The 20,281-nt window shown below is 38.8% G+C and carries 16 protein-coding genes, 1 tRNA gene and 1 riboswitch; of the genes, 8 read left to right on the plus strand and 9 right to left on the minus strand.

Going from position 1 to position 20,281, the window contains the following annotated elements; genetic code table 11:
* Nucleotides 1–274: 274 nt before the first annotated feature.
* Entirely contained in the window at nucleotides 275–3,808 is a 3,534-nt protein-coding gene (locus tag ACKPCA_RS02160; protein WP_321281100.1) for a chondroitinase family polysaccharide lyase, read from the plus strand.
* A 340-nt stretch (nucleotides 3,809–4,148) separates the two neighbouring features.
* Here ACKPCA_RS02160 and ACKPCA_RS02165 read toward each other — a convergent pair whose 3' ends face one another.
* On the minus strand, nucleotides 4,149–5,663 hold the full coding sequence (locus ACKPCA_RS02165) for a sulfatase (protein ID WP_321281101.1): 1,515 nt from the start codon (nucleotides 5,661–5,663) through the stop codon (nucleotides 4,149–4,151).
* A gap of 103 nt (nucleotides 5,664–5,766) precedes the next feature.
* Here ACKPCA_RS02165 and ACKPCA_RS02170 point away from each other — a divergent pair, with 103 nt between their 5' ends.
* From ACKPCA_RS02170 to galE, 6 genes are all read left to right on the plus strand, one after another.
* On the plus strand, nucleotides 5,767–5,889 hold the full coding sequence (locus ACKPCA_RS02170; RefSeq protein ID WP_321281102.1) for a hypothetical protein: 123 nt from the start codon (nucleotides 5,767–5,769) through the stop codon (nucleotides 5,887–5,889).
* Nucleotides 5,890–5,905: 16 nt separating this feature from the next.
* On the plus strand, nucleotides 5,906–7,489 hold the full coding sequence (locus ACKPCA_RS02175; protein ID WP_321281103.1) for a sulfatase-like hydrolase/transferase: 1,584 nt from the start codon (nucleotides 5,906–5,908) through the stop codon (nucleotides 7,487–7,489).
* A gap of 382 nt (nucleotides 7,490–7,871) precedes the next feature.
* A complete protein-coding gene (locus ACKPCA_RS02180) occupies nucleotides 7,872–9,464 on the plus strand; it encodes a sulfatase (RefSeq protein ID WP_321281104.1) in 1,593 nt (530 codons plus the stop codon).
* A gap of 56 nt (nucleotides 9,465–9,520) precedes the next feature.
* Nucleotides 9,521–10,729 carry an anaerobic sulfatase maturase gene (locus ACKPCA_RS02185; protein ID WP_321281105.1) on the plus strand — a complete coding sequence of 403 codons (1,209 nt, stop codon included), beginning with the start codon at nucleotides 9,521–9,523 and terminating at the stop codon, nucleotides 10,727–10,729.
* A gap of 277 nt (nucleotides 10,730–11,006) precedes the next feature.
* On the plus strand, nucleotides 11,007–11,648 hold the full coding sequence (locus tag ACKPCA_RS02190; RefSeq protein ID WP_321281106.1) for a carbohydrate-binding family 9-like protein: 642 nt from the start codon (nucleotides 11,007–11,009) through the stop codon (nucleotides 11,646–11,648).
* A gap of 22 nt (nucleotides 11,649–11,670) precedes the next feature.
* On the plus strand, nucleotides 11,671–12,693 hold the full coding sequence (gene galE, locus ACKPCA_RS02195; RefSeq protein WP_321281107.1) for a UDP-glucose 4-epimerase GalE: 1,023 nt from the start codon (nucleotides 11,671–11,673) through the stop codon (nucleotides 12,691–12,693).
* Nucleotides 12,694–13,111: 418 nt separating this feature from the next.
* Here the strand turns inward: galE and ACKPCA_RS02200 are convergent.
* The 6 genes from ACKPCA_RS02200 to ACKPCA_RS02225 all read right to left on the minus strand — a co-directional run bounded on the left by ACKPCA_RS02200 (nucleotide 13,112) and on the right by ACKPCA_RS02225 (nucleotide 17,347).
* Nucleotides 13,112–13,196: transfer RNA gene (locus ACKPCA_RS02200), tRNA-Ser, on the minus strand.
* Between the two features lie 149 nt (nucleotides 13,197–13,345).
* On the minus strand, nucleotides 13,346–14,281 hold the full coding sequence (locus ACKPCA_RS02205; RefSeq protein WP_321281108.1) for a molybdenum cofactor synthesis domain-containing protein: 936 nt from the start codon (nucleotides 14,279–14,281) through the stop codon (nucleotides 13,346–13,348).
* Between the two features lie 6 nt (nucleotides 14,282–14,287).
* Complete coding sequence (gene moaC, locus ACKPCA_RS02210; protein WP_321281109.1) at nucleotides 14,288–14,743, minus strand: cyclic pyranopterin monophosphate synthase MoaC; 456 nt, start codon at nucleotides 14,741–14,743, stop codon at nucleotides 14,288–14,290.
* Nucleotides 14,744–14,837: 94 nt separating this feature from the next.
* Nucleotides 14,838–15,557, minus strand: coding sequence for a GTP 3',8-cyclase MoaA (locus tag ACKPCA_RS02215; RefSeq protein WP_321281110.1), 720 nt, complete (start codon nucleotides 15,555–15,557; stop codon nucleotides 14,838–14,840).
* Nucleotides 15,558–15,621: 64 nt separating this feature from the next.
* The gene (locus tag ACKPCA_RS02220) at nucleotides 15,622–16,797 is read right to left on the minus strand and encodes a molybdopterin molybdotransferase MoeA (protein ID WP_321281111.1); all 1,176 of its coding nucleotides are present in this window, start codon (nucleotides 16,795–16,797) and stop codon (nucleotides 15,622–15,624) included.
* A 4-nt stretch (nucleotides 16,798–16,801) separates the two neighbouring features.
* Nucleotides 16,802–17,347 (minus strand): hypothetical protein, encoded by a 546-nt coding sequence (locus ACKPCA_RS02225; RefSeq protein ID WP_321281112.1) that lies wholly within the window; start codon nucleotides 17,345–17,347, stop codon nucleotides 16,802–16,804.
* A gap of 83 nt (nucleotides 17,348–17,430) precedes the next feature.
* Nucleotides 17,431–17,574: riboswitch (molybdenum cofactor riboswitch) on the minus strand.
* 246 nt (nucleotides 17,575–17,820) lie between these two features.
* On the opposite strand from ACKPCA_RS02225, the gene ACKPCA_RS02230 reads away from it, so the two are divergent.
* A complete protein-coding gene (locus tag ACKPCA_RS02230) occupies nucleotides 17,821–18,753 on the plus strand; it encodes a cation diffusion facilitator family transporter (protein ID WP_321281113.1) in 933 nt (310 codons plus the stop codon).
* On the opposite strand, the gene ACKPCA_RS02235 is transcribed toward ACKPCA_RS02230, so the two are convergent.
* Both ACKPCA_RS02235 and ACKPCA_RS02240 read right to left on the minus strand, forming a co-directional pair.
* Entirely contained in the window at nucleotides 18,750–19,400 is a 651-nt protein-coding gene (locus ACKPCA_RS02235) for an HAD family hydrolase (RefSeq protein ID WP_054717808.1), read from the minus strand. The genes ACKPCA_RS02230 and ACKPCA_RS02235 overlap by 4 nt on opposite strands.
* 128 nt (nucleotides 19,401–19,528) lie before the next feature.
* Nucleotides 19,529–20,260 carry a hypothetical protein gene (locus ACKPCA_RS02240; protein ID WP_321281114.1) on the minus strand — a complete coding sequence of 244 codons (732 nt, stop codon included), beginning with the start codon at nucleotides 20,258–20,260 and terminating at the stop codon, nucleotides 19,529–19,531.
* Between the last annotated feature and the right edge of the window lie 21 nt (nucleotides 20,261–20,281).

Raw genomic sequence — 20,281 nt, forward strand, 5'->3', positions numbered from 1 at the left:
CATTAGAGTCAGATAATCAGGAGATAAGCTTGAAAATATAGAATACGATAATGAAAGAAAGATTGAAAATTAGATTGGGAGATCTTGTGTTGGTGGTCTTGATGATTATTCTTTTTGCAGGAACTATCTGCAATTCACAGGCACAAAATGTGAAGAGCCATCCTCTTTTATATTATAAATAACTAACAATGAAACGTCCATGATTAAATAATTATTAACTCACACACAGTAATGATTATTTAATTTATGGTTATGAAAAGAAAATTATAAACTGATGAAAAAGAATATTTTGTTATTACTGATGCTGATGTGTTGTACTTGCATGTTGAGTTACGCACAGTACATCGGTTTGGAAAATTCCGTTCCCGCGGGATGGAGCACCAGCTCCGGTTCCAGTCTGACAATGAGTAGTGCTCATTATAAGTTGGGATCTCAATCGGTCAAGTGGGATTGGAATCAGGGGGCAGAGTTGAATATTTCAAATCCTCCTAACATTAATACGGCAGTAACGACCTATAAAGGTGGATTGATGTTGTGGGTCTACAATGAAACGCCTGTTGATCGTACCATCAGATTTGAGTTCGGAAAAGGAAGTAGTGTAGACTATTACTTCGATTATGGGATCAATTTTAAAGGATGGCGTGCCTGTTGGATTCGCTTTAAAGATGACATGAGTGGTCCCAAAAGCAATCAGAGTTTGGATTATATGAAAATCATTGCCCCTTCTGATGTAGAAAGTGGCTCACTCTGTTTTGATAGAATGATGTTTCCAAGTACTCGCATTCACGACAGGGTAACACCAGATAAGCAGCTGCCTTACATTAATCCTTCGATGAACTACAATCATTGGGCTGCACTTTGGTATTGGTACGATAATTATACTCACAATATTGCATTGGCACCGAGTGTTAGTGCTGAGGAGCAGAAGGCTTTTGATGCCATCAAAGAGGAGATGGTAATGGCTTACCAGGGAACCCAGCCAACTGCATCTAAGGTTGCCACGGTTAAGGACAAGTTTAGAAGTTTTGATATTCAAAGATTGGATGGACAGATTACAGGACGTCCATACGTAAGCGATGATGAGTATGACCAGTCAATTGGTGACGTTAAGATGAATCAGGTTGGCCCGGTTTTACAAGACCTTGCCCAGATATACTTTCACAACAAGGATGAAGAGGCAAAACAAATGTTTTACGATCTTCTGGATTATGTGATGGATCAAGGTCTGAATGTTGGTAGTGGTATGGGAACCAACCACCATTATGGGTATAACTTCAGAGAGTTTCCTCCTGCAGTTCTTCTGATGAGGGATGCCTTGAAAGCTGATGGCAGATTGGATGAGGCCGTTGCCATGCTGAATTACTGGACAGGTATTCAGGAGTACAGAATTGAACCGGAAGTTGGAACTTTGCAAGGGCTGATGGATAGCTGGAATACTACGGTTATTCCTCGTTTAATTGCGGTGATGACTATGGATGATTCTCCGGAAAAAGCCCGCGAAATGAAAGCCATTAAGCGCTGGATGGATATTTCATTGAAAATCGTTCCAGGTACAATGGGCGGTATCAAAGAGGATGGTTGCGGATTTCACCATGGTGGTTTGTATCCTGCCTATAGTAAGGGGGGATATGCCGGAGTAGGTACCTACCTTCGTTTTGTGAATGGTACTTGTTATGCGCTTTCCAATGAGGCCAGAAGAAATTTTGGGAAAGGCATAATGGCTATGCGCAACTACTCCAATCTTTTGGATTGGGGATTTGGGATTTGTGGTCGTCATCCTTTGGCAGGGACCATTAGCAGTGGTATGAAAAATGCCTATGCCTATTTGGCTAAATCAGGTAATCCGGACACGGGTGAAGATATTTGGACTGAGATGGCTCAGGCCTATATGAGATTAGAAAGCTCAAATACCGCTTTCAAGAAAGAGTTCGCAGGTATGGGAATTAGTGCGGAAGAGGCGCCAAGTGGGAACTTCACCTACAACTATGGAGCTTTGGGGATTCATCGTCGCGACAATTGGATGGTGAGTGTCAAAGGATACAATAAACATGTATGGGGATCTGAAATCTATTCGAAAGATAACAGGTATGGTCGTTACCAGAGTTATGGAACTGTACAGGTAATCGGAAGCGGTGATCCTGTAAATTCTTCGAAAAGTGGGTTTGTTGAAAATGGTTGGGATTGGAATCGTTATCCAGGAGCTACCAGCATTCACCTTCCTTTGAATTTGCTGGATAGCCCAAACAGCGGAACCTTGATGGAGAAATCGGATGAAGGATTTACCGGAGCTTCGAACTTGAGTGGTGAGAATGGTATTTTTGGAATGAAGTTGAGAGAAAAGGATAGAACCAATTTCACAGCTGATCATCAGGCCAACAAGTCGGTGTTCTGTTTCGAAAACCGAATCATCTGTTTAGGCTCTGATATTTCAAACTCCAATTCACAATATCCTACGGAAACAACTTTGTTCCAGGTAAATCTTACAGATCAATCTACAGCCATGTATGTTGATGGGAGCAATGCCATCACAAGCTTTCCTTTGCAGCAGGATTTCAATGCCGACAAGAACCACTGGTTGGTTGATCCTGTTGGGAATGCCTATTGGTTGAAATCAGGTGCACACTTGAAAATTTCAAGAGCTACCCAGGATTCCCGTCATAATAAAACCAAGGCTGCTACTCAGGGTGATTTTGCCAGCGCCTGGATCGATCACGGAACCTCACCTTCGAATCAAACCTATGAATATGTTATTCTTCCGCAAGCTGATGTGGCAGCAATGGAAGCCTTTGCTGCGAATATGAGTCAAGCGGAAACTGCTGCCTATAAGGTGTTAAAGCAAGATCAGAATGCTCACATTGTATGGGATCGTGCTACAAATACCACTGGCTACGTGTTCTTTGCTGCAAGTTCAGAATTATCGGATGAGTTTGTGAAGCAAATTAGTGCTTCTGCTTTGGTAATGCTACAAGCCAATGCCGAACAGGATAAATTAAATTTGAGTGTTTGCGATCCTGATCTTCATATTCCTGAAATTGCCTATACTACTGCCAAAGCTAGCCAGGAGTCTGTTATTGTGATTCGCTTGAAGGGGAACTGGGAGTTGGATGGACAATTTTCTGATGCCAGCATTTTGTCGAGAACCAATACGGAAACCAAAATTCAATTCAATGTGAAAGATGGGATTCCAAGAGAGGTTAAACTGACAAAAGGTGAAGAAATCACTGACGCTGTTGCACCTGTAATCAAGCACATCCAGGTAAAAGACATTCAGGGTGCCTCTGCAGGCTTGGAGTTAACCAGTAATGAAAATGGAACACTTTACTGGTATGTGGATTTGGCAGCCAATGCCAAGCCACTTGCTGAACAGGTTATGAGCGGGGCTGGTTCGGTACATTTCGGACAACATGCTTGTGTGGCTAATGAAGTGTGGGAAGGACAGATGAATGATCTTCAGGAGAATGAATCTTATGTGCTTCATGCCGTGGCAGAGGATGAAGCGGGAAATGTTTCCGTTCTTTCTTCTACAGACTCTTTTAGTACCGTAGTGACCGGCGTGGATGATATCGATGGTAATAATGACTTATTGGTATACGGCAGAGATGGAAAGATTGTGATTAAATCTTCTCGACCTTTTCCCAGTGATACCATGGTACAGGTTTACGACCTTGGAGGGCGAGTGCTAAAATCAGTACTTCATAGTGATTCAAAGGAATTAAGTGTTGATGTTCCCAATCCCATTGGCGTATACATCGTTCGCTTGCAAATGGATGGGCAGCTTCTGTCGAAAAAGCTCATTTTAACTAAATAACGGGAGTTTGATGTAAGGGTGTATCAGATTCTTCAAACCCTTTAAAAAAATGGGATTCAAACAGCAGATGAAATGGAGGAGTATATGAAGAACCTTTCTTTAGAAGTGAATACCCCTGTTCAGATTTCATATTAAGAAAACCTTATAGGCTGAATTAGAAAATGAATTTGCCTTTATTGATTTAAGCCTAAAGCACCACAAGAAACAATTGTACTTACCACAATTTTACCGGGTACTTTAGGCTTGATATTTTTATAGCTTTCGCAAAAAGTTTCGATACTTACTGCAATAAGTTGCGAAAGGTATCGCAAAAAGTTGCGGTAAGTACAATTTTTTAGCTTTATAATTTAGGATAGGCCAAGGATTTACTACTATGTCTGTCAACCGGAGTTTGTGCATCAACACTTTTCAGATATGATCGCAACTGTGTGCATAGTTTTTTAGCGATTTCAGGATGCTCATCAATCAAATTGTGTTTCTCTGCGATGTCATTTTCCAAATCGAATAGCTCTGCCTTTTCATCTTCATAGCCGTAGCAAAGTTTCCATTTGCCCATTCTAATGGAGCTAAAAGGTTTAATACTTGGATAGATATCTCTTAAGCCTTTCCATGCCCAATAGTGTGGATAGTGAAAACAAAGACCTTCAGGACGATCAAATGATCCCTTGCCGGTAAGAAGAGGTGTCAAGTCTTTTCCATCAATGGTTTCCAGGAAGGCCTCAGGAGAAATTCCTGCCATTTGTAGAATGGTTGGGAAGAAATCGTCGCTGCATACGGGTTCGTCACATTGAGTGCCAGGCTTTACTTTTCCAGCCCACTTCACCATCATAGGAACCCTGATTCCTCCTTCACGGCAAGTTCCCTTCCCATCGCTAAGGGGAGCATTGGTGGTTGGATGTCCCGCATGGGTTATCAGGCCTCCATTGTCCGACATGAAGATGATGATCGTGTTGTCAGCAATTTTTAGTTCGTTCAGCTTGTTCATTACAGCTCCCAAACTGTTATCCATACTGGCCACCATGGAAGCATATTTAGCTTCGGCTTCGGTTTTTCCTTCCTGAATAAATTGTTGAACCAGTTCTTTGTGCTCTTGAATTGGAGTGTGAACGGCATAGTGAGCAAAATTCAGGAAAAACGGTTTCTTCTCATTCGAAAGTTTTTCGATTAGCTGTGTTGCTTTCACCGTTAGGGCATCGGTAAGGTAGAGACTGTCTTTTGCAAACTCTTCCATGTCGGGAACCTTGTATCCGCTATCTTCTTTTCCGTAAGGATAATAGTAGGAGGCTGGATGACCCGCATGATGTCCTGCAATATTGTAATCAAAACCTAACTGTTTGGGATCAGCACCTGAAGTACCTGCTTTTCCAAAGTGAGCTTTCCCAATATGAGCCGTGGTGTAGCCATGTTCGCGCAATATTTTTGGGAAGGTGATGTCTGCAGCTGTTAATCCGTTAATGTTCCAATCTGGAATGAATAATTTCTGTTCCGATTCAGGAACATCATTTCCCTGTCCGGGAATCCAGTTGGTGATTTGGCTTCTGGCCGGGTTTTTCCCCGTAAGAATACTGCATCGGGTGGGCGAGCAAACCGGGCTGGCTGCATAGGCATTGGTAAACTTGATGCCCTGCTGAGCCATCAACTCCATATTTGGTGTTTTCTGGTATTTATTGTTTGGCGTTGCAGTTTTGCCAAAAGGAACCGAGGTGTCGGTCCAGCCCATATCATCTACTAAGAAAAGGATGATGTTGGGAGAGCTTTCTGTTTTCGATGTGGACGTGCAAGCACCTGAAAGCAGTACTCCGGTGCAACCAATCAAACCCATAGTATTGGTCATTTTTGTTTTAAAACGATTCATGATTTGTTTGAGTTTTATTTGAGATTTAAATCTAAAGATGAAATATGGTAAATACAAGTTTGTCGATGGAAGATGGTTATTAGAATATGTCCCATAAATAGAAATGCTTGAATTTAGGAGGAATGAGGAGGCTTACGGCATGTTCGTGGATGATATTGGAGTTCATTCGGATGATTTTACCCTTGAAGAATCGGGCTTAATAGGATATTTGGGTATTGCTATATAAAATAAATTTTTACCAAGTGAAGATATCAAAATCAATACATGCAATGTGGCCCGTAGTTTTGGGTGCATGCGCAACAGGAACAACAAACCAGGCTGCAGAGGCCAATCAAAAACCAAATGTAATTGTGGTGGTAACCGATGACCAGGGATATGGTCAGTTGAATTTCGATCCGAATTCCTATAGCCAGGATCAGTTGAAAAATACACAGGTGACCAAGCGATATACTACGGTTGTTGAGGCGGCATACAATGCGGCACAAACGGCCATGCCGAATACTTCCCAACTGGCCAACGAGGGAATTAAATTTACCAATGCATTTGTGGCTTCTACTACATGTGCTCCTTCAAGGGCAGCCCTGTTGACTGGAAAATACACCCAGCGTTTTGGAATCTACAACAACTACGATGCGGAAGCAGGCGTTCGTCCTGATGAGACATTCCTTTCGGAGACTTTCCAGGAGAATGGCTACAAAACTGCAATGATTGGGAAATGGCACCTGGGAGAGTTGACCATCGACTCATTGGTAGAGAAAACCAGAGATTACCATCGCGATGCGATTTACGGATGCGTGAAAAATCAGCATCCACTGAACAAGGGATTCGATTACTACTATGGTTTCAACTATCACGGAAGCAACTATTACAATGCAACCAGCTTGTTCAGAAACTATGAGCATGTAAAATCACAAGGTTACATCACCGAAGAGTTCACCGATGAGGCTTTGCAATATATCGAGAAGAATCAGAAAGATCCGTTCTTCATTTATCTGTCGTATAATGCGCCACACATTCCTTTGGAGGAGCAGGCTCCAAGAAAATATCAGCGATTCAATACCGGTAATCCCGAGGTGGACAACTACTATGCAACCCTGGCTGCCGTTGACGAGGGGATTGGACAAATTGTTGCCAAGCTAAAAGAGTTGAAGCTGGACAAGAACACCATGATTTTGTTTGTAAGTGATAATGGTGCCGTTGTGGATTCACCGCTACCGTTGAACGGAGCTTTTAAAGGAAACAAAGGTTTGATGTTCCAGGGAGGTATTCATGTACCGATGTTTGCCTGGTATCCTGGAAAATATAAAGAAGGAAAAGTGATTACCGATAATGTTTCTGCCATGGACTTGTTGCCTACAGCTTTGGCTGAAGCAGGAATTGAATTGCCAAAAGGAGTTGATGGTATCGATTTGAATTCTGTAATTCGCGGAGAGAATAAGCAAGGAAACAGCAGACAGCTTTTCTGGGCTGGAACACAGGCTTACCACTGGAGCGATACCAACCTTGGTTTCTGGTCTGATTACGAAAAATATGTGAAGGGAAGCCTTGAGATTACTACTGTTCCTTCAAGTCAGTACAAGGAGTATTTGTCTGATCCGGCAGGAACCGTGTTGGAAGGTGACTACATGATGCATTACTATCCTGTGGGAGATCGTTTTGAGTTGTTCCACATTAAAAATGATCCGGGCGAAGAAAATAACTTGGCTGCCAAGCATCCTGAAAAAGTGAAAAGCATGAAAGCTGCCTTCGACAAGTGGATTACTTCCATGGAAAAACCTGTGGAGTGGAAGCTTGCTACCTGGAAGAAGTTATTACCAAAATCATAGTCTGATTGGTTCTATAGTAGTTGTAGGAATTTTTAATAGAAGGTAGTTCGCAGACGATGGGCATCGACTCCGCAGGTCGGGACCCATAGATGAAATGATTGTTAAAAATGAAAAACTGTTTGATCGCGGTTTAGAACTTGTAGGATTTTGAGGATCAAAATCCATAAGGTTCTTAATCGGGAGAGTTTTTTTCATTTAGATCATGAATCGTGATGGGTGACTGAGGGGGCGCGCCCTAGATTTTTTGCTTACTTTTTTATCAATGAAAAAAGTAAGAGCCCTGTGGCTTGAACAAATTATTTCTAAACATAGAATAGAACCGTATAATCTCAGATTTTGGAATTAAAGAAAATAAAAAGATCTTTCAAGAAATTAATAACAGATGAACAAGATAAGTAACTGCCTGCTACTGGGTGCTGGAGCATTATTAATGCAGTCGTGTGGCGGAGGTTCCGATAAAAAGAGCGATGAACTGGACAAGCCAAATGTCCTGTTCATCGCGGTAGATGATTTAAACGATTGGACAGGAATGTCAAAAGGACATCCCGATGTGAAAACCCCAAACCTTGATCGTTTGGCGAAACGTGGGGTATATTTTACCAATGCACATGCAGCCGTGGCTGTTTGTACGCCTTCCCGTTTGGCTGTATTGTCTTCCTTGAGTCCGGTGACTACAGGATGCTATACCAATAAAAGTGGAACCCCTAACCAGGAAATTTGGAACGAGGTGGACTTGTTGCCTGCCTATTTCCGTCAAAATGGGTATCGTACCATGGCTTGTGGTAAGATTGAAGGACATGCTTGCTGGGCCATAGAGGATGATTTTGAGCATCAAAAGCTATGGGATGAACGCCGTCCTCGTGTGTACGGACTCACCGAGAAAATGCTAAAGGATGGGAACCGATATGGTGCCCCTGATTTTTATCCATTTCCAATGGGCGGATCGGGAACCACCAACTACAACAAAAAGAATGGAACCAACTTCCCTGGATTTTCGCTTTGTGCAGGCCCTATTGACAGGGAATATCTGCCGGAAGGCAAAATGCCCGATGAGATTAATGTGGAATGGGCCATTGAGCGTTTGAAAAAAGACTATGACAAGCCTTTTATGTTGGGAGTTGGCTTTCTGCGACCTCATGTTCCGTATACCGCACCACGTGAATTCTTCGATATGTATCCGATAGATCAGATTGAGGTTCCAAAGGCAATGGAGAAGGAGTTTTCAGATATTCCAATGTATGGAAAGGCCATAGCCGAAGGGATTACCGAGCCGGGAGCAGAAATGATTATCAATACCATTAGCCCGACTTATCGCAAGGAGTTGGTGCAGGGATACCTGGCTGCCATTTCTTTCATGGATGCCCAGTTGGGACGCCTACTCGATGCCTTGGACAACAGCCAGTATGCCGATAATACTATCATTGTTCTGTGGTCTGATCACGGACAGTGCTTTGGCGAAAAGCGCAACTGGAGAAAGAACAACCTTTGGAATGAGGCAACGGTAAGCCCTATGGTTTGGGTGGTTCCGGGCGTTACTGCTAAAGGACAGGTAAGCCAGCAGGAGGTAAGCTTACTGGATATCTATCCAACACTTACCGACTTGTGTGGCCTTGACAGTCAGAAGCAGGTTGACGGGGAAAGTATTATTCCCTTGCTTACCGATATGAAAGCCAAGCGCAAGAAAGCCGTAATCAGCAGCTGGACTCATGGCAGCCATTCAATTCGTCGCGACAATTGGAGATATATTCGTTACTACGATGGATCGGAAGAATTATATGATGAGGTACAGGATTTTGGAGAACATACCAATTTAGTTGGAAATCCAAAATACAAAGAAGTGATGGAAAACTTAAGAAAATATCTACCGAAAGACATTTATCAACCTACTGATAAGAACGAAGAATTCCATATGATTAATAATAGGGTGAAAAGGTGGAGCAAGAATCCGGAAAGCATACCTGATTATCTGAATTAGGTATTGCCAAGCTTGCAAAAGTAGTTACAACATATTAAGACAGGGAGATTATAGAAATGAAGAACAAACAGCTAAACTCAGTATTGATTAAACCATCGGGACCCGATTGTAATTTAGGCTGCACCTATTGTTTTTATTTGGAGAAGGCTGACCTTTACCATCAACAAAAAGTTCATAGAATGGATGAAGATACTCTTGAAGAGTTGATTCGTCAGGTGATGGAACAATCTGGTCCTGAGGTTTCTTTCGGTTGGCAAGGAGGGGAGCCAACCCTTATGGGTTTGGATTTCTTTAGAAAAGTGATTGAACTTCAGCAAAAGTATGGCTACGGGAAAACCGTTGGAAATGGTCTTCAAACAAATGGTTTGCTTCTGAATGAAGAGTGGGCTGATTTTTTAAAGGAATACAATTGGTTGGTAGGATTATCATTGGATGGACCTGAGCATATTCATGATCATTATCGTTTAACGCAAGCGGGAAAGCCTAGCTGGGAAATCATTTCGAAGAATGCTAAAATGTTATTGGATAAGGGTGTTGAAACAAATGTACTAAGTTGTTTGACAGATTATTCAGCAGATCATATTGAGGAGATCTATCAGCATCACAAACAAATGGGATTTGATTTTATGCAGTTTATTCCTGTAGTGGAGACAGATAAGGAAAATCCGCGTCAAGCGGCATCTTTTTCTTTGTCTCCAGAGAAATATGGAAAAGTGCTTTGTAAGTTATGGGATTTGTGGGTTAATGATTTTGAAAACGGCGCTCCAACAACTTCGATTCGTCATTTTGAGTCGGTTTTCCATACTTATGTAGGCATACCTTCACCGGAATGCACCTTGCAAAAAGAGTGTGGTGTTTATACGGTAATTGAGCACAATGGAGATGTATACTCATGTGATTTTTTTGTTGATCCGAAATGGAAGTTGGGGAATATTAAGGAAGGTAAGCTAATTAACATGCTTAATTCAAGAAAGCAAACTCAATTCGGATGTATGAAGTCCAAATTGCCAAGAAAGTGTAAAAGCTGTGCTTATTTAAAACATTGTTTTGGAGGTTGTACCAAGGATAGAATCAAAGATCCAAAAGACAATGGTATGCCACGTTTTTGTACTTCCTATAAAATATTTTTTGCTCACGCTCATTCTCAATTACGGGAAATGGGACGTAACTGGATGGCAAACCAGTTAAGAATGCAGCAGGAAATGGAAGCCAAACAAGATGGAGGTAACTACAATGCTTACAATCATTTTGTAAAAGGGGAATAAGTTAAAATTAAAAAAAGAAATTATAGAGTTGATATATCAGTTGGAGTTGAATTTGTTGATCTGGGATTAGCATCAATGCCAACAGTTTAAATGGCTGTAATAGATATATACAGAACCAATTAATCACATATTTTGAGGCAAAAACACGGAAATATGCGAATGACTTAGTGAATTGTGTGAAGCTATTAAAGAATAATGGAAATGACTGATTTAACAGTTGAATTGAATAATTTGTTTGAATTTGAGTATTTAATTTGTGTCTAATAAATTATAAAGAATGAAAACGTATACTGTAAATAAAATAAAAAATGATTGCTTAAACATTTCGGGAGAGCATATGGACTTTGTATGGAACGAAGCAGAAGTGAATACTGATTTTAGCTATCCTTGGGAGAATTGTGAAGCTCCTTTGACTACTTTCAGAGCTTTGTATGATGATGAGAACTTTTATTTTAGGTTCGATGTTGAGGATGAGAATGTACTTACTTTCGTTGATCAGAATCATAAGATGGAAGTTGTAGATTCAGACAGAGTTGAGATCTTTTTTAGACGAGATAAGGAATTAAATCCATATTACTGTTTGGAAATGGATGCTCATGCCAGAGTTCTTGATTATGTGACAAACTATTATCGTAAGTTTGATTATAACTGGGCATGGCCTGAAAATAAGTTAGAGGTAAAAGCCTCAAACAATGACAAAGGATATGTAGTAGAGGGATCAATTAAGCTTTCATCATTAAGAGAACTAGGTTTATTAAATGGCAATGTTTTGGAAGCAGGATTATATAGAGGATACTGTATGGAATTACCTGTCCAAGATAAAGACGCAGATTTAAGATGGATTTCTTGGGTGAAACCAGATGCTGAAGAGCCAGATTTTCATATTCCATCTTCATTTGGTAGGTTGATTTTAAAATAATTAGAGGTAAAAGATAAGAAGAATGAAGAAGCAAATTCTTGTGACGGGAGGAACCGGATTTATTGGTTCTCACACTGTAGTTGAGTTACAAAATAGTGGTTACGATGTTGTAATAGTAGATAATCTGTCGAATTCAAAGGTTGAAGTTTTGGATCAGATTGAAGAGATTACAGGTATTCGTCCAAGCTTTGAGCAGTTTGATTTAACTGATAAGCAAAAGGTAAAAGCCTTTTTTGAGCAATACACTAAGTTGGAAGCGATTATTCATTTTGCAGCCTCTAAAGCGGTTGGAGAATCAGTAGAAAAACCATTGATGTATTACCATAACAACCTGAATTCACTCATTAACATCATGGAGTGCATGAATGAGTTCAATGTAAATAATTTGGTATTCTCATCATCATGTACAGTTTATGGACAGCCGGATAAATTACCGGTTACCGAGCAAACTCCAAGAAAAGAAGCAGAATCGCCATATGGTAATACAAAGAGTATTTGCGAAGATATTATTCGCGATACGGTGCATGCCAACCCAGGTTTAAAAGGTATTGCTTTAAGATATTTTAACCCAATTGGAGCACACGAAACTGCAAAAATTGGAGAATTGCCATTAGGTGTTCCTAATAACTTAATTCCTTTCTTAACGCAAACTGTAGCAGGTATTCGACCTGAATTGAGTGTATTTGGGAATGATTACGATACCCCTGATGGATCGGCAATACGCGATTATATACATGTTGTAGACTTAGCAAAAGCTCATGTTGTAGCCATAGAACGCTTGTTGGAGAATAAAAATCAAAATGGCTACGAATATTTTAATGTGGGAACTGGAAATGGAGTTTCTGTATTGGAGATTATAGAATCTTTCGAAAGAGCAACAGGAGAAAAAGTTCCTCATAAAATTGTTGAACGTAGAGCAGGTGATATTGAAAAGATTTATGCAGATACTACTTATGCCAATAATGAGTTAGGATGGAAAGCAGAAAGTACATTGGATGAAACTTTGCTTTCAGCCTGGAAGTGGCAGGTAAATATTCCAAACTAAACTTTTGAATCATTTACTTAAATCAAACGTTAAGATTGATATAACAAATAAAGGGTGATCATACTTAGGTAAATGGTCACCCTTTATCTTATCCATAGTCTAAATTTTTTCAATATTTACTTTTGGGGCATCAATTGTAATCCTAACAAAGATTCGAGATTCACAGTTTTATAATTACACCAATTAAAACACCCTTTTTCTCATTTATAATATTTGTTTACGTTGGTATAAAAGAAAATATTACAAACAGATGGTTTACAAGTTTTTTTCCTGTTGGATTTCTGAGAAGGAGAGAGTTTGGGATTATTTCTTTCTTCGAACGTCATGAATATGTTATGAAGCTCGAAGGGTTCTCATCCCTTTAAATTAGTGCATAAAAAAAGCACCAAAGTTTTTCAACTTCAGTGCTTGCATTCAGCGGAGAGAGAGGGATTCGAACCCCCGGTACGTTGCCGTACAATGGTTTTCAAGACCACCGCATTCGACCACTCTGCCATCTCTCCAATACTTGTTTTGAGCTATTGTTGCTCTGATATCTCTTGTGATAACGGGTGCAAATGTATGACAAAATTTAATTGCTACCAAACATTTTTTTGTAATAAATACGAATTATTTTCGAAGCCCTTGATCATCAGTTCAATTATTTTTTCATTTAATGCAAATCCAATTCGTTTAGCATGTACAAAGAGTGTTCGATGGTCTTAAAAATTTCGCTGCAATACTCATTAACTGCCTTTGGATTTCCAGGCATGGCATAAATTAAAGTTTTATTCATAACACCGGCAATTCCTCGACTGACCAATGCATTTGGTTTATCCATGCCATATTTTACCCTGATTAACTCCATAATACCAGGAATCTCTTTCGTAATGTGTTTTTTTACCACATCAGGCGTAATGTCTTTAGGACCTATTCCTGTTCCTCCAGTAGTGAAAACAATGTCAAATTCTTCTGATTTGGCTTTGTCTAGTAGCATTGCTAATTTATCTTCCTGATCAGGAATGATATGCTTCTCGATGCTATAATTTCGATTTCGTGATTTGTAGAAATCCTGGCAAAGTTTTTCAGCCAACGGACCACTTTTATCAGCATATTCTCCTTTACTGGCTCTATCGCTAAGTGTAATGATCATAGTTTTTATTACCCTTGGATAATAGGTTAATGTATCACCAGCTTTGAGGGATCCGTTTTTAATTACCCTACAAAAGATTCCTTCTTTAGGCATAACGCAATTGCCAACTTCCCTAAAAATACTGCAATTGTCACCGTGACATTTTTTACCGATCTGAGTAACCTCAAGTTCCAATTCTCCAAAAGTAAATCTATCAAGTGGGGCAGTATGATGCAACAAAATGCCTTCCGTTGTGATATTCTCGGCAAATTCGCCAAACTTAATTTTTCGTTTTGCTTCTTCAGAGAACTTATCGATACTTTCCTTGGCCAATAAACTAACCTGACGGTGCCAGTTTCCCGAATGAGCATCGCCTTCAACTCCAATAGAGCTTAACTGAATACTTTCAACTGGTTTTTTAATTGTACCTTTCTTTTCTGAAATATTAACCGATAATACACTTACTTCTTTGTTCATAGTATTTTATTTCAAGTCAGTTTTAGTTTTGTCCAATAGCTTAATGCCTTCTATTCTCATATTTTTGTCAACCGCCTTACACATATCGTAAATGGTTAGAAGCGCTATGCTAGCAGCACTTAAAGCTTCCATTTCGACGCCGGTCTGACCTATACATTTTACCCTCGTATTAGCAATAACACCGTCCTCAACCACAATACATTTAACTTCAGCTTTTGTAATTTGTAGTGTATGACACAATGGAATTAAATCACTTGTCTTTTTTGCAGCTTGAATTCCTGCTATTTCTGCAACGGTTAAAACATCTCCCTTTTTTAAAGCATTTTCATTGATTAGTCTAAGCGTCTCTTCTTCCAATGTAATTTTGCCAGTAGCCTTTGCCTCTCTTATTTGGGGAGTTTTATCACCAACATCTACCATATTGGCTTTTCCCTCCTTATCTATATGACTGAATTTACCCATCTTATATCGTAATTAATCAGTAATTATTTGATAGTGAAAGTGTCTGTATAGAACATGTTATTCTTAATTACTAATTTTTCATTATTAATTGACTTTACCCTCCAATTCCATAGAAACTTCCTTTTTTATTTTTGGTGCCAGATTTTGGTTTTTGATTGATCGACTCTTGAATGGCCTGTTTTGCACCTAATTCTTTCAAATCATATTCACTTTGGTTAAACAAACAGGGTTTTACTTTTCCATTTGCAGTTAACCTGATTCTATTACATTCAAGGCAATTGCCACCTTTTCCTCCTTCAACAATAGAAAATTCACCAGTTGCCAAATCCATTTGTCTGATGAATCGAAGATCAAGATTCTTACTATCGGAATATTTTCTTAACGCTTCCAGATCATCCAAATCGGCATCCGGCATTCTTACACAGTTAATTTTTACCGGATTCAGTCCAGCTTCCAATGCAGCATCAATTCCTTTAAATACATCTTCAATATTACCCAAGCGAGTTATGTTTTTATATTTCTCAGGATTCATGGTATCCAAACTAATATTTACACGCATTAGGCCAGCTTTAGCCAGATCTTTGGCGTATTTCTCTAGCAGAATACCATTTGTTGTCATTGCTAAATCTTCAATGCCAGGAATACTTGCTATTTTATTAACCAATTCAACAATGCCCTTTCTTACCAAAGGTTCTCCGCCTGTTAATCTCACTTTCGTGATGCCTGAGGCAATGGCTTCTTTTACAAATGCTACAATTTCTTCGAAACTAAGTACATCCTCATGTGCAATTAGATTTATACCTTCTTCGGGCATACAATAGGTGCATCTTAGATTACAGCGATCTGTAACAGAGATTCGTAGGTAATTTATATTTCGATTATAATTGTCTAACATGAACAAATTCTCCTTCGGTAAATTCATCAACTTCTCTTGGCACAGCCATTATTCCATCCGCTAAAGTAAATGCATTGATATGAGCTGAGCCATGGTATTCGATAGGAACCACTCGATTGTTGGCATTGAAACGAACAGGGATAAATACTAACCTGTCTGTTCTTTTGCGTTTGTAATCTTCTGCAATTGGCATGCGAACCATAGGTGCATTGTAGTCGTGTCCCATCAATCTAAAAACAAGAGGTTTGCCTAATAATTCGAATTGTACAAATGATGATACCGGATTACCAGGCATTGCAAAAACATATTGTCCGTTTTTGGCAGCAAATACTGTGTGTTTTCCTGGTTTTACAGCCAAGGTGTGAAACCAGATATTAAAACCAAGTTCTTTTAAAATTTGAGGTACATAGTCGTAATCTCCAACCGAAACACCTCCTGAAATGATCAAAATATCATTCTCAGCCAGACACTTTTCCATGGCTTCTTGAGTAGCTTCTTTTGAATCTTCAACTATGCCATAATAATTAACATCAATACCAATTTTCTTCAGTTGTGCTTGCAGTTGCCAAGAATTCACATTTCGAATTTGAGATGTATTTGGTTTTTGATGTGGCTCAACCAACTCACTTCCTGTGGCGATGCTAGCAACTCTCGGCTTTTTATATACCAATGGATTGGTGCAACCTACCGTTGCCAATACTGATATATGCTGAGATTTTAATCTGGTTCCTTTTTTCAGAACAACATCATTCTCCTCAATATCTTCACCTTTAATGCAAATGTTCGATTTTGTCTTCTCTTTGGTAAAACGAATTTTGCTGTTCTTTAATACTTCAGTATGTTCTATCATTATTACAGTATCAGCACCTTCTGGTACCATAGCTCCAGTCATAATTTTTGAACATTGTTTCTTGCCAATGGATTTAGAAGGAGCAACACCAGCAGCTATCACTTCCAACACTTCCAATTCTTCTAATAAATCCTCTTTTTTACAAGCATATCCATCCATCGCCGATTTGTTGAATGGAGGGATAGCCATATCAGATCGTACATCTTCTGCCAGTACTCGATTTAAGCACTCCGAAATATCAATATGCTCTTTCTCTAATTTTCGAGTAGCATGTTTTACTGTTTTTAGGGCCTCGTGAAACGTAATCATGTTGCTAATTCTTTATTACCCATTTTTGTTCAGAGAAATGGATTCGGTTAGGATCGAAATTGAATTCTTCACCATCAAATTCAATATTTAAATTAGCCATTTCTCTATACTTAACAGTGTTGGGTTTTAGTTTTTTATTGTTTTTGCTTTCTATCATTATAAATAAACCAGGCTCAAGAATTTTCCTCAATCCTCCCGATTCTATAATTAAAAGACTATTATTTGGAACGACTTTATCCAAACAGCTTAGAACCTCTCTAAGGTAATCATCTTTTGCCTGTATATAATACACTTCTTTTGCTCCTGCATTTAAAAGTCTATTGCTATCTTTTTTACCTTGCTGGCGGTGTTCTTTTATAATCTGATAATTCGTATTACTAGCAATGAATTCTGTATGTGGTTTAAGCTCATGAAAATGAGGGCATATTTTAATTCCGATAACAGAATGCTTTTGTTTTAACGAATTAATAAGCTGACAAGCAAAGAGAGTCTTACCAACATTCTGGCCATTACCAGCTAGCAGGATTATATTTTCTCTTTGAATTGTCATATACAAAAAACCTCCAACTCAGTGCAGAATTGGAGGCAATGTATGGTGAAACGGACATGTACCAGAGAGTACTATCAATTATCATTCACATCAATTTTGCTCCTTTCCAATTTTTGGACTTTAATCCTGCGGGAGGCAAATTCGTTTCCAAACTTACCCATCGGTTTATAAATCTTGCAGTTATATTAACCTGTTTAGAGCTTATAAACTCGGAGTTATTTTAATTATTCATCGTAAAGATATTAATATTAACGAATCTACAAATGTGTATGTGTTACTAATGTAATGGTTTTGTAATGTTATCGCTTGTACAAATTATTAAAGGATTGGTTGAAATTCTTGTTTTACTATGCTTTCAGACTTAATGTATCCAATTAATAAGATGAGAAGGAAAGAAAAAAAGAGGCTTATTTATAATTAGTTTTATTAAAAAATGGTTTTATTTACAAACCGGTTAAATAAATTAATGGAATATGGGAAAGCACGGACACGATCATAAGCATGATCATGGGAACTTGAAAGGAAGAAATTTAGGAATAGCCATTTTACTAAATGTTGGAATAACTGTAGCTCAGGTGGTAGGTGGTTTTATTTCAGGAAGTTTGGCCTTATTGTCAGATGCTTTACACAACTTTTCAGATGTTTTAGCATTGGTTATTAGTTGGTTTGCAAGTAAGTTATCTGGTAGGAAACAGACGGTACGTCAAACTTTTGGATATAAGCGTGCTGAGATTTTGGCTGCACTTATTAATGCAGTTTCTTTAATTGTCATCGCATTCTTTCTCCTTAAAGAGGCAGTGGAGCGTTTGGGAGAACCTCAGGAAATTCAGTCTGGACTTGTCATGATTCTTGGAGGACTTTCAATTGTGCTAAACGGGGCCAGCGTGTTATTGGTGATGAAAGATGCCAAGAATAATATCAATATGCGTTCAGCTTACCTACATTTATTAAGCGACATGATTTCTTCCATTGCGGTTGTATTGGGAGGTTTTGTCATGTACATGTGGGAGGTAAGTTGGGTAGATAGTATTCTTTCTATTGCAATTGCACTTTATCTTGTTTATTCTAGCTGGGGATTAATTGTTGAAAGTGTAAGAATTATTATGCAGTTTGCTCCAATTCATATCAATTTAGAAGAGGTGCAACAGAAAATAAAACTAGTTAAGAAAGTTAAAAATATTCACCATGTTCATGTTTGGCAATTGGATGATAAACAAGTCAATTTTGAGGCGCATGTCAGTTTTAATGAGGATTTGAATTTAAGTGAAGTGAACAAGGTTCTTCATGAAATCGAACATATTTTGCATGATGATTTTGAAATCAACCATGTAACCTTACAGCCCGAAATTAATGGATATTGCCAGGATGAAAGCTTGGTAAACCAAGAAAAGCCTCATTCGCACTAATCGAATGAGGTCATTAAATCCATTGGATTTTCCAATATTGTTTGAGCACCATTGGTAAGTAGCTCTTCCATTTCTCTAAATCCCCAAAGAACACCTACTGCATGCATGCCAGAATTTTGAGCAGTTGCCATATCAACTCCTGAATCACCAATATACATTAGTTCCGAAGGTTCAATTCCCATTTTCTCACTAATTAAAATTGCTCCTTTAGGGTCTGGTTTTCTTGGAATATCGCCGCCAGCACCTAAAACATATTCTAACTTCCAATTGGCAAGTAAAACCTTAACAACTTTTTGAGTCAATTCGTTTGCTTTGTTCGAGAAAACTGAAATTTTTATACCTTTTTCACTCAAAGCGTCTAATAAATCGGCGATACCAGGATACAGGCAAGTTTTTACAATGCAATTTTCATCATAAACTTTCATCATACGATCAAAGTTTTTATCTAGTTCTTTTAGATCTCTATTTTCCAGCGGCAAAGATTTTTCAACTAAGCTTCTAATGCCTCTTCCAACAAAGGTTTTATAAGTTGCATAATTATGGGTTGGAAAATTGTTTTCTTCAAGTACTTGATTCATTGAATCAGCAATGTCTTCAATAGAATTGGCAAGTGTGCCATCAAGATCAAAAATTACTCCTTTTATCATGATATATGTATAATTTGAAATGCAAATATTGCACACTATATCTTTATTGCAAAATAAAAAAGGAATTCTCTTAAAAATAAAAGCCGGAATGAGTATTTCAATCCGGCTTATAACAATGTATTCTTTTTTTAGTGAACCTTAGATCTCAATTCGGCGTTATAATCAACCATGATATCAAACCATTCATCAATCATGTTTTGCCAGGTTCCTTTACCATACAACTTCTCATATGCGTTCATGAAACCAATGTCTTGCGACCATGAATCATAACTGTCAAAATTCCAAACCAAACCAACATCTGCGCCACCAGGTGTATGCAGTGGATTGTTGAATACCAGAAATGCAACCCCCAGGCTTTCCGAAGTTTTCATAAGTTTCTCAGCAATGGCTTTAAAGCGATAATACTGTCCACGCTTGATATCAACAGCCCAAGCTTCATAATGCTTTGCGTTTTTTACCAGATCCATACCAAAAGACAGTTTCTCGTTGAAGTTCCATAAATTTACAGCTCCATATTTCTCAACTAAGGGTTCAATGTTCTTATCCCAGTCTTCGTCATGTCCATTTTGTTTTGTCGGACGGCTATCAAGTGCAGCATAAGTTGTAGGTCCCATGATCCAAACATACCATCCGGCTTTTTCGCCATAGTCTACTATTCTTAAGCCTGCTACATGATCTCCTTCGGGATGAAACTTATCATTATGAGCTTTTATCGCTTTCTCAAATTTATCAGACATTCCTCGTTTAGGTAGAATATATACACTTTCCACCACAATGGTTTTCTTCTCTTCCTTCTCCTGGCCAAATGCAACAAGTGTGCAAAGTAGTATTAAGCCTAGGATTAAACTCTTCTTCTTCATGATAAATATGTTTTTAGTGAA

This window comes from Marinifilum fragile (assembly GCF_963677365.1).
Taxonomy (GTDB): Bacteria; Bacteroidota; Bacteroidia; order Bacteroidales; family Marinifilaceae; genus Marinifilum; species Marinifilum fragile.

Coding starts and splice junctions, on each gene's coding strand:
- ACKPCA_RS02170 (WP_321281102.1), top strand. CDS start 5,767: ATGCTTGAATTTAGGAGGAATGAGGAGGCTTACGGCATGTTCGTGGAT.
- ACKPCA_RS02185 (WP_321281105.1), top strand. CDS start 9,521: ATGAAGAACAAACAGCTAAACTCAGTATTGATTAAACCATCGGGACCC.
- ACKPCA_RS02190 (WP_321281106.1), top strand. CDS start 11,007: ATGAAAACGTATACTGTAAATAAAATAAAAAATGATTGCTTAAACATT.
- ACKPCA_RS02215 (WP_321281110.1), bottom strand. CDS start 15,557: ATGCCCGAAGAAGGTATAAATCTAATTGCACATGAGGATGTACTTAGT.
- ACKPCA_RS02225 (WP_321281112.1), bottom strand. CDS start 17,347: ATGACAATTCAAAGAGAAAATATAATCCTGCTAGCTGGTAATGGCCAG.
- moaC (WP_321281109.1), bottom strand. CDS start 14,743: ATGGGTAAATTCAGTCATATAGATAAGGAGGGAAAAGCCAATATGGTA.
- ACKPCA_RS02160 (WP_321281100.1), top strand. CDS start 275: ATGAAAAAGAATATTTTGTTATTACTGATGCTGATGTGTTGTACTTGC.
- ACKPCA_RS02165 (WP_321281101.1), bottom strand. CDS start 5,663: ATGAATCGTTTTAAAACAAAAATGACCAATACTATGGGTTTGATTGGT.
- ACKPCA_RS02220 (WP_321281111.1), bottom strand. CDS start 16,797: ATGATTACGTTTCACGAGGCCCTAAAAACAGTAAAACATGCTACTCGA.
- ACKPCA_RS02180 (WP_321281104.1), top strand. CDS start 7,872: ATGAACAAGATAAGTAACTGCCTGCTACTGGGTGCTGGAGCATTATTA.
- ACKPCA_RS02240 (WP_321281114.1), bottom strand. CDS start 20,260: ATGAAGAAGAAGAGTTTAATCCTAGGCTTAATACTACTTTGCACACTT.
- ACKPCA_RS02230 (WP_321281113.1), top strand. CDS start 17,821: ATGGGAAAGCACGGACACGATCATAAGCATGATCATGGGAACTTGAAA.
- ACKPCA_RS02205 (WP_321281108.1), bottom strand. CDS start 14,281: ATGAACAAAGAAGTAAGTGTATTATCGGTTAATATTTCAGAAAAGAAA.
- ACKPCA_RS02235 (WP_054717808.1), bottom strand. CDS start 19,400: ATGATAAAAGGAGTAATTTTTGATCTTGATGGCACACTTGCCAATTCT.
- galE (WP_321281107.1), top strand. CDS start 11,671: ATGAAGAAGCAAATTCTTGTGACGGGAGGAACCGGATTTATTGGTTCT.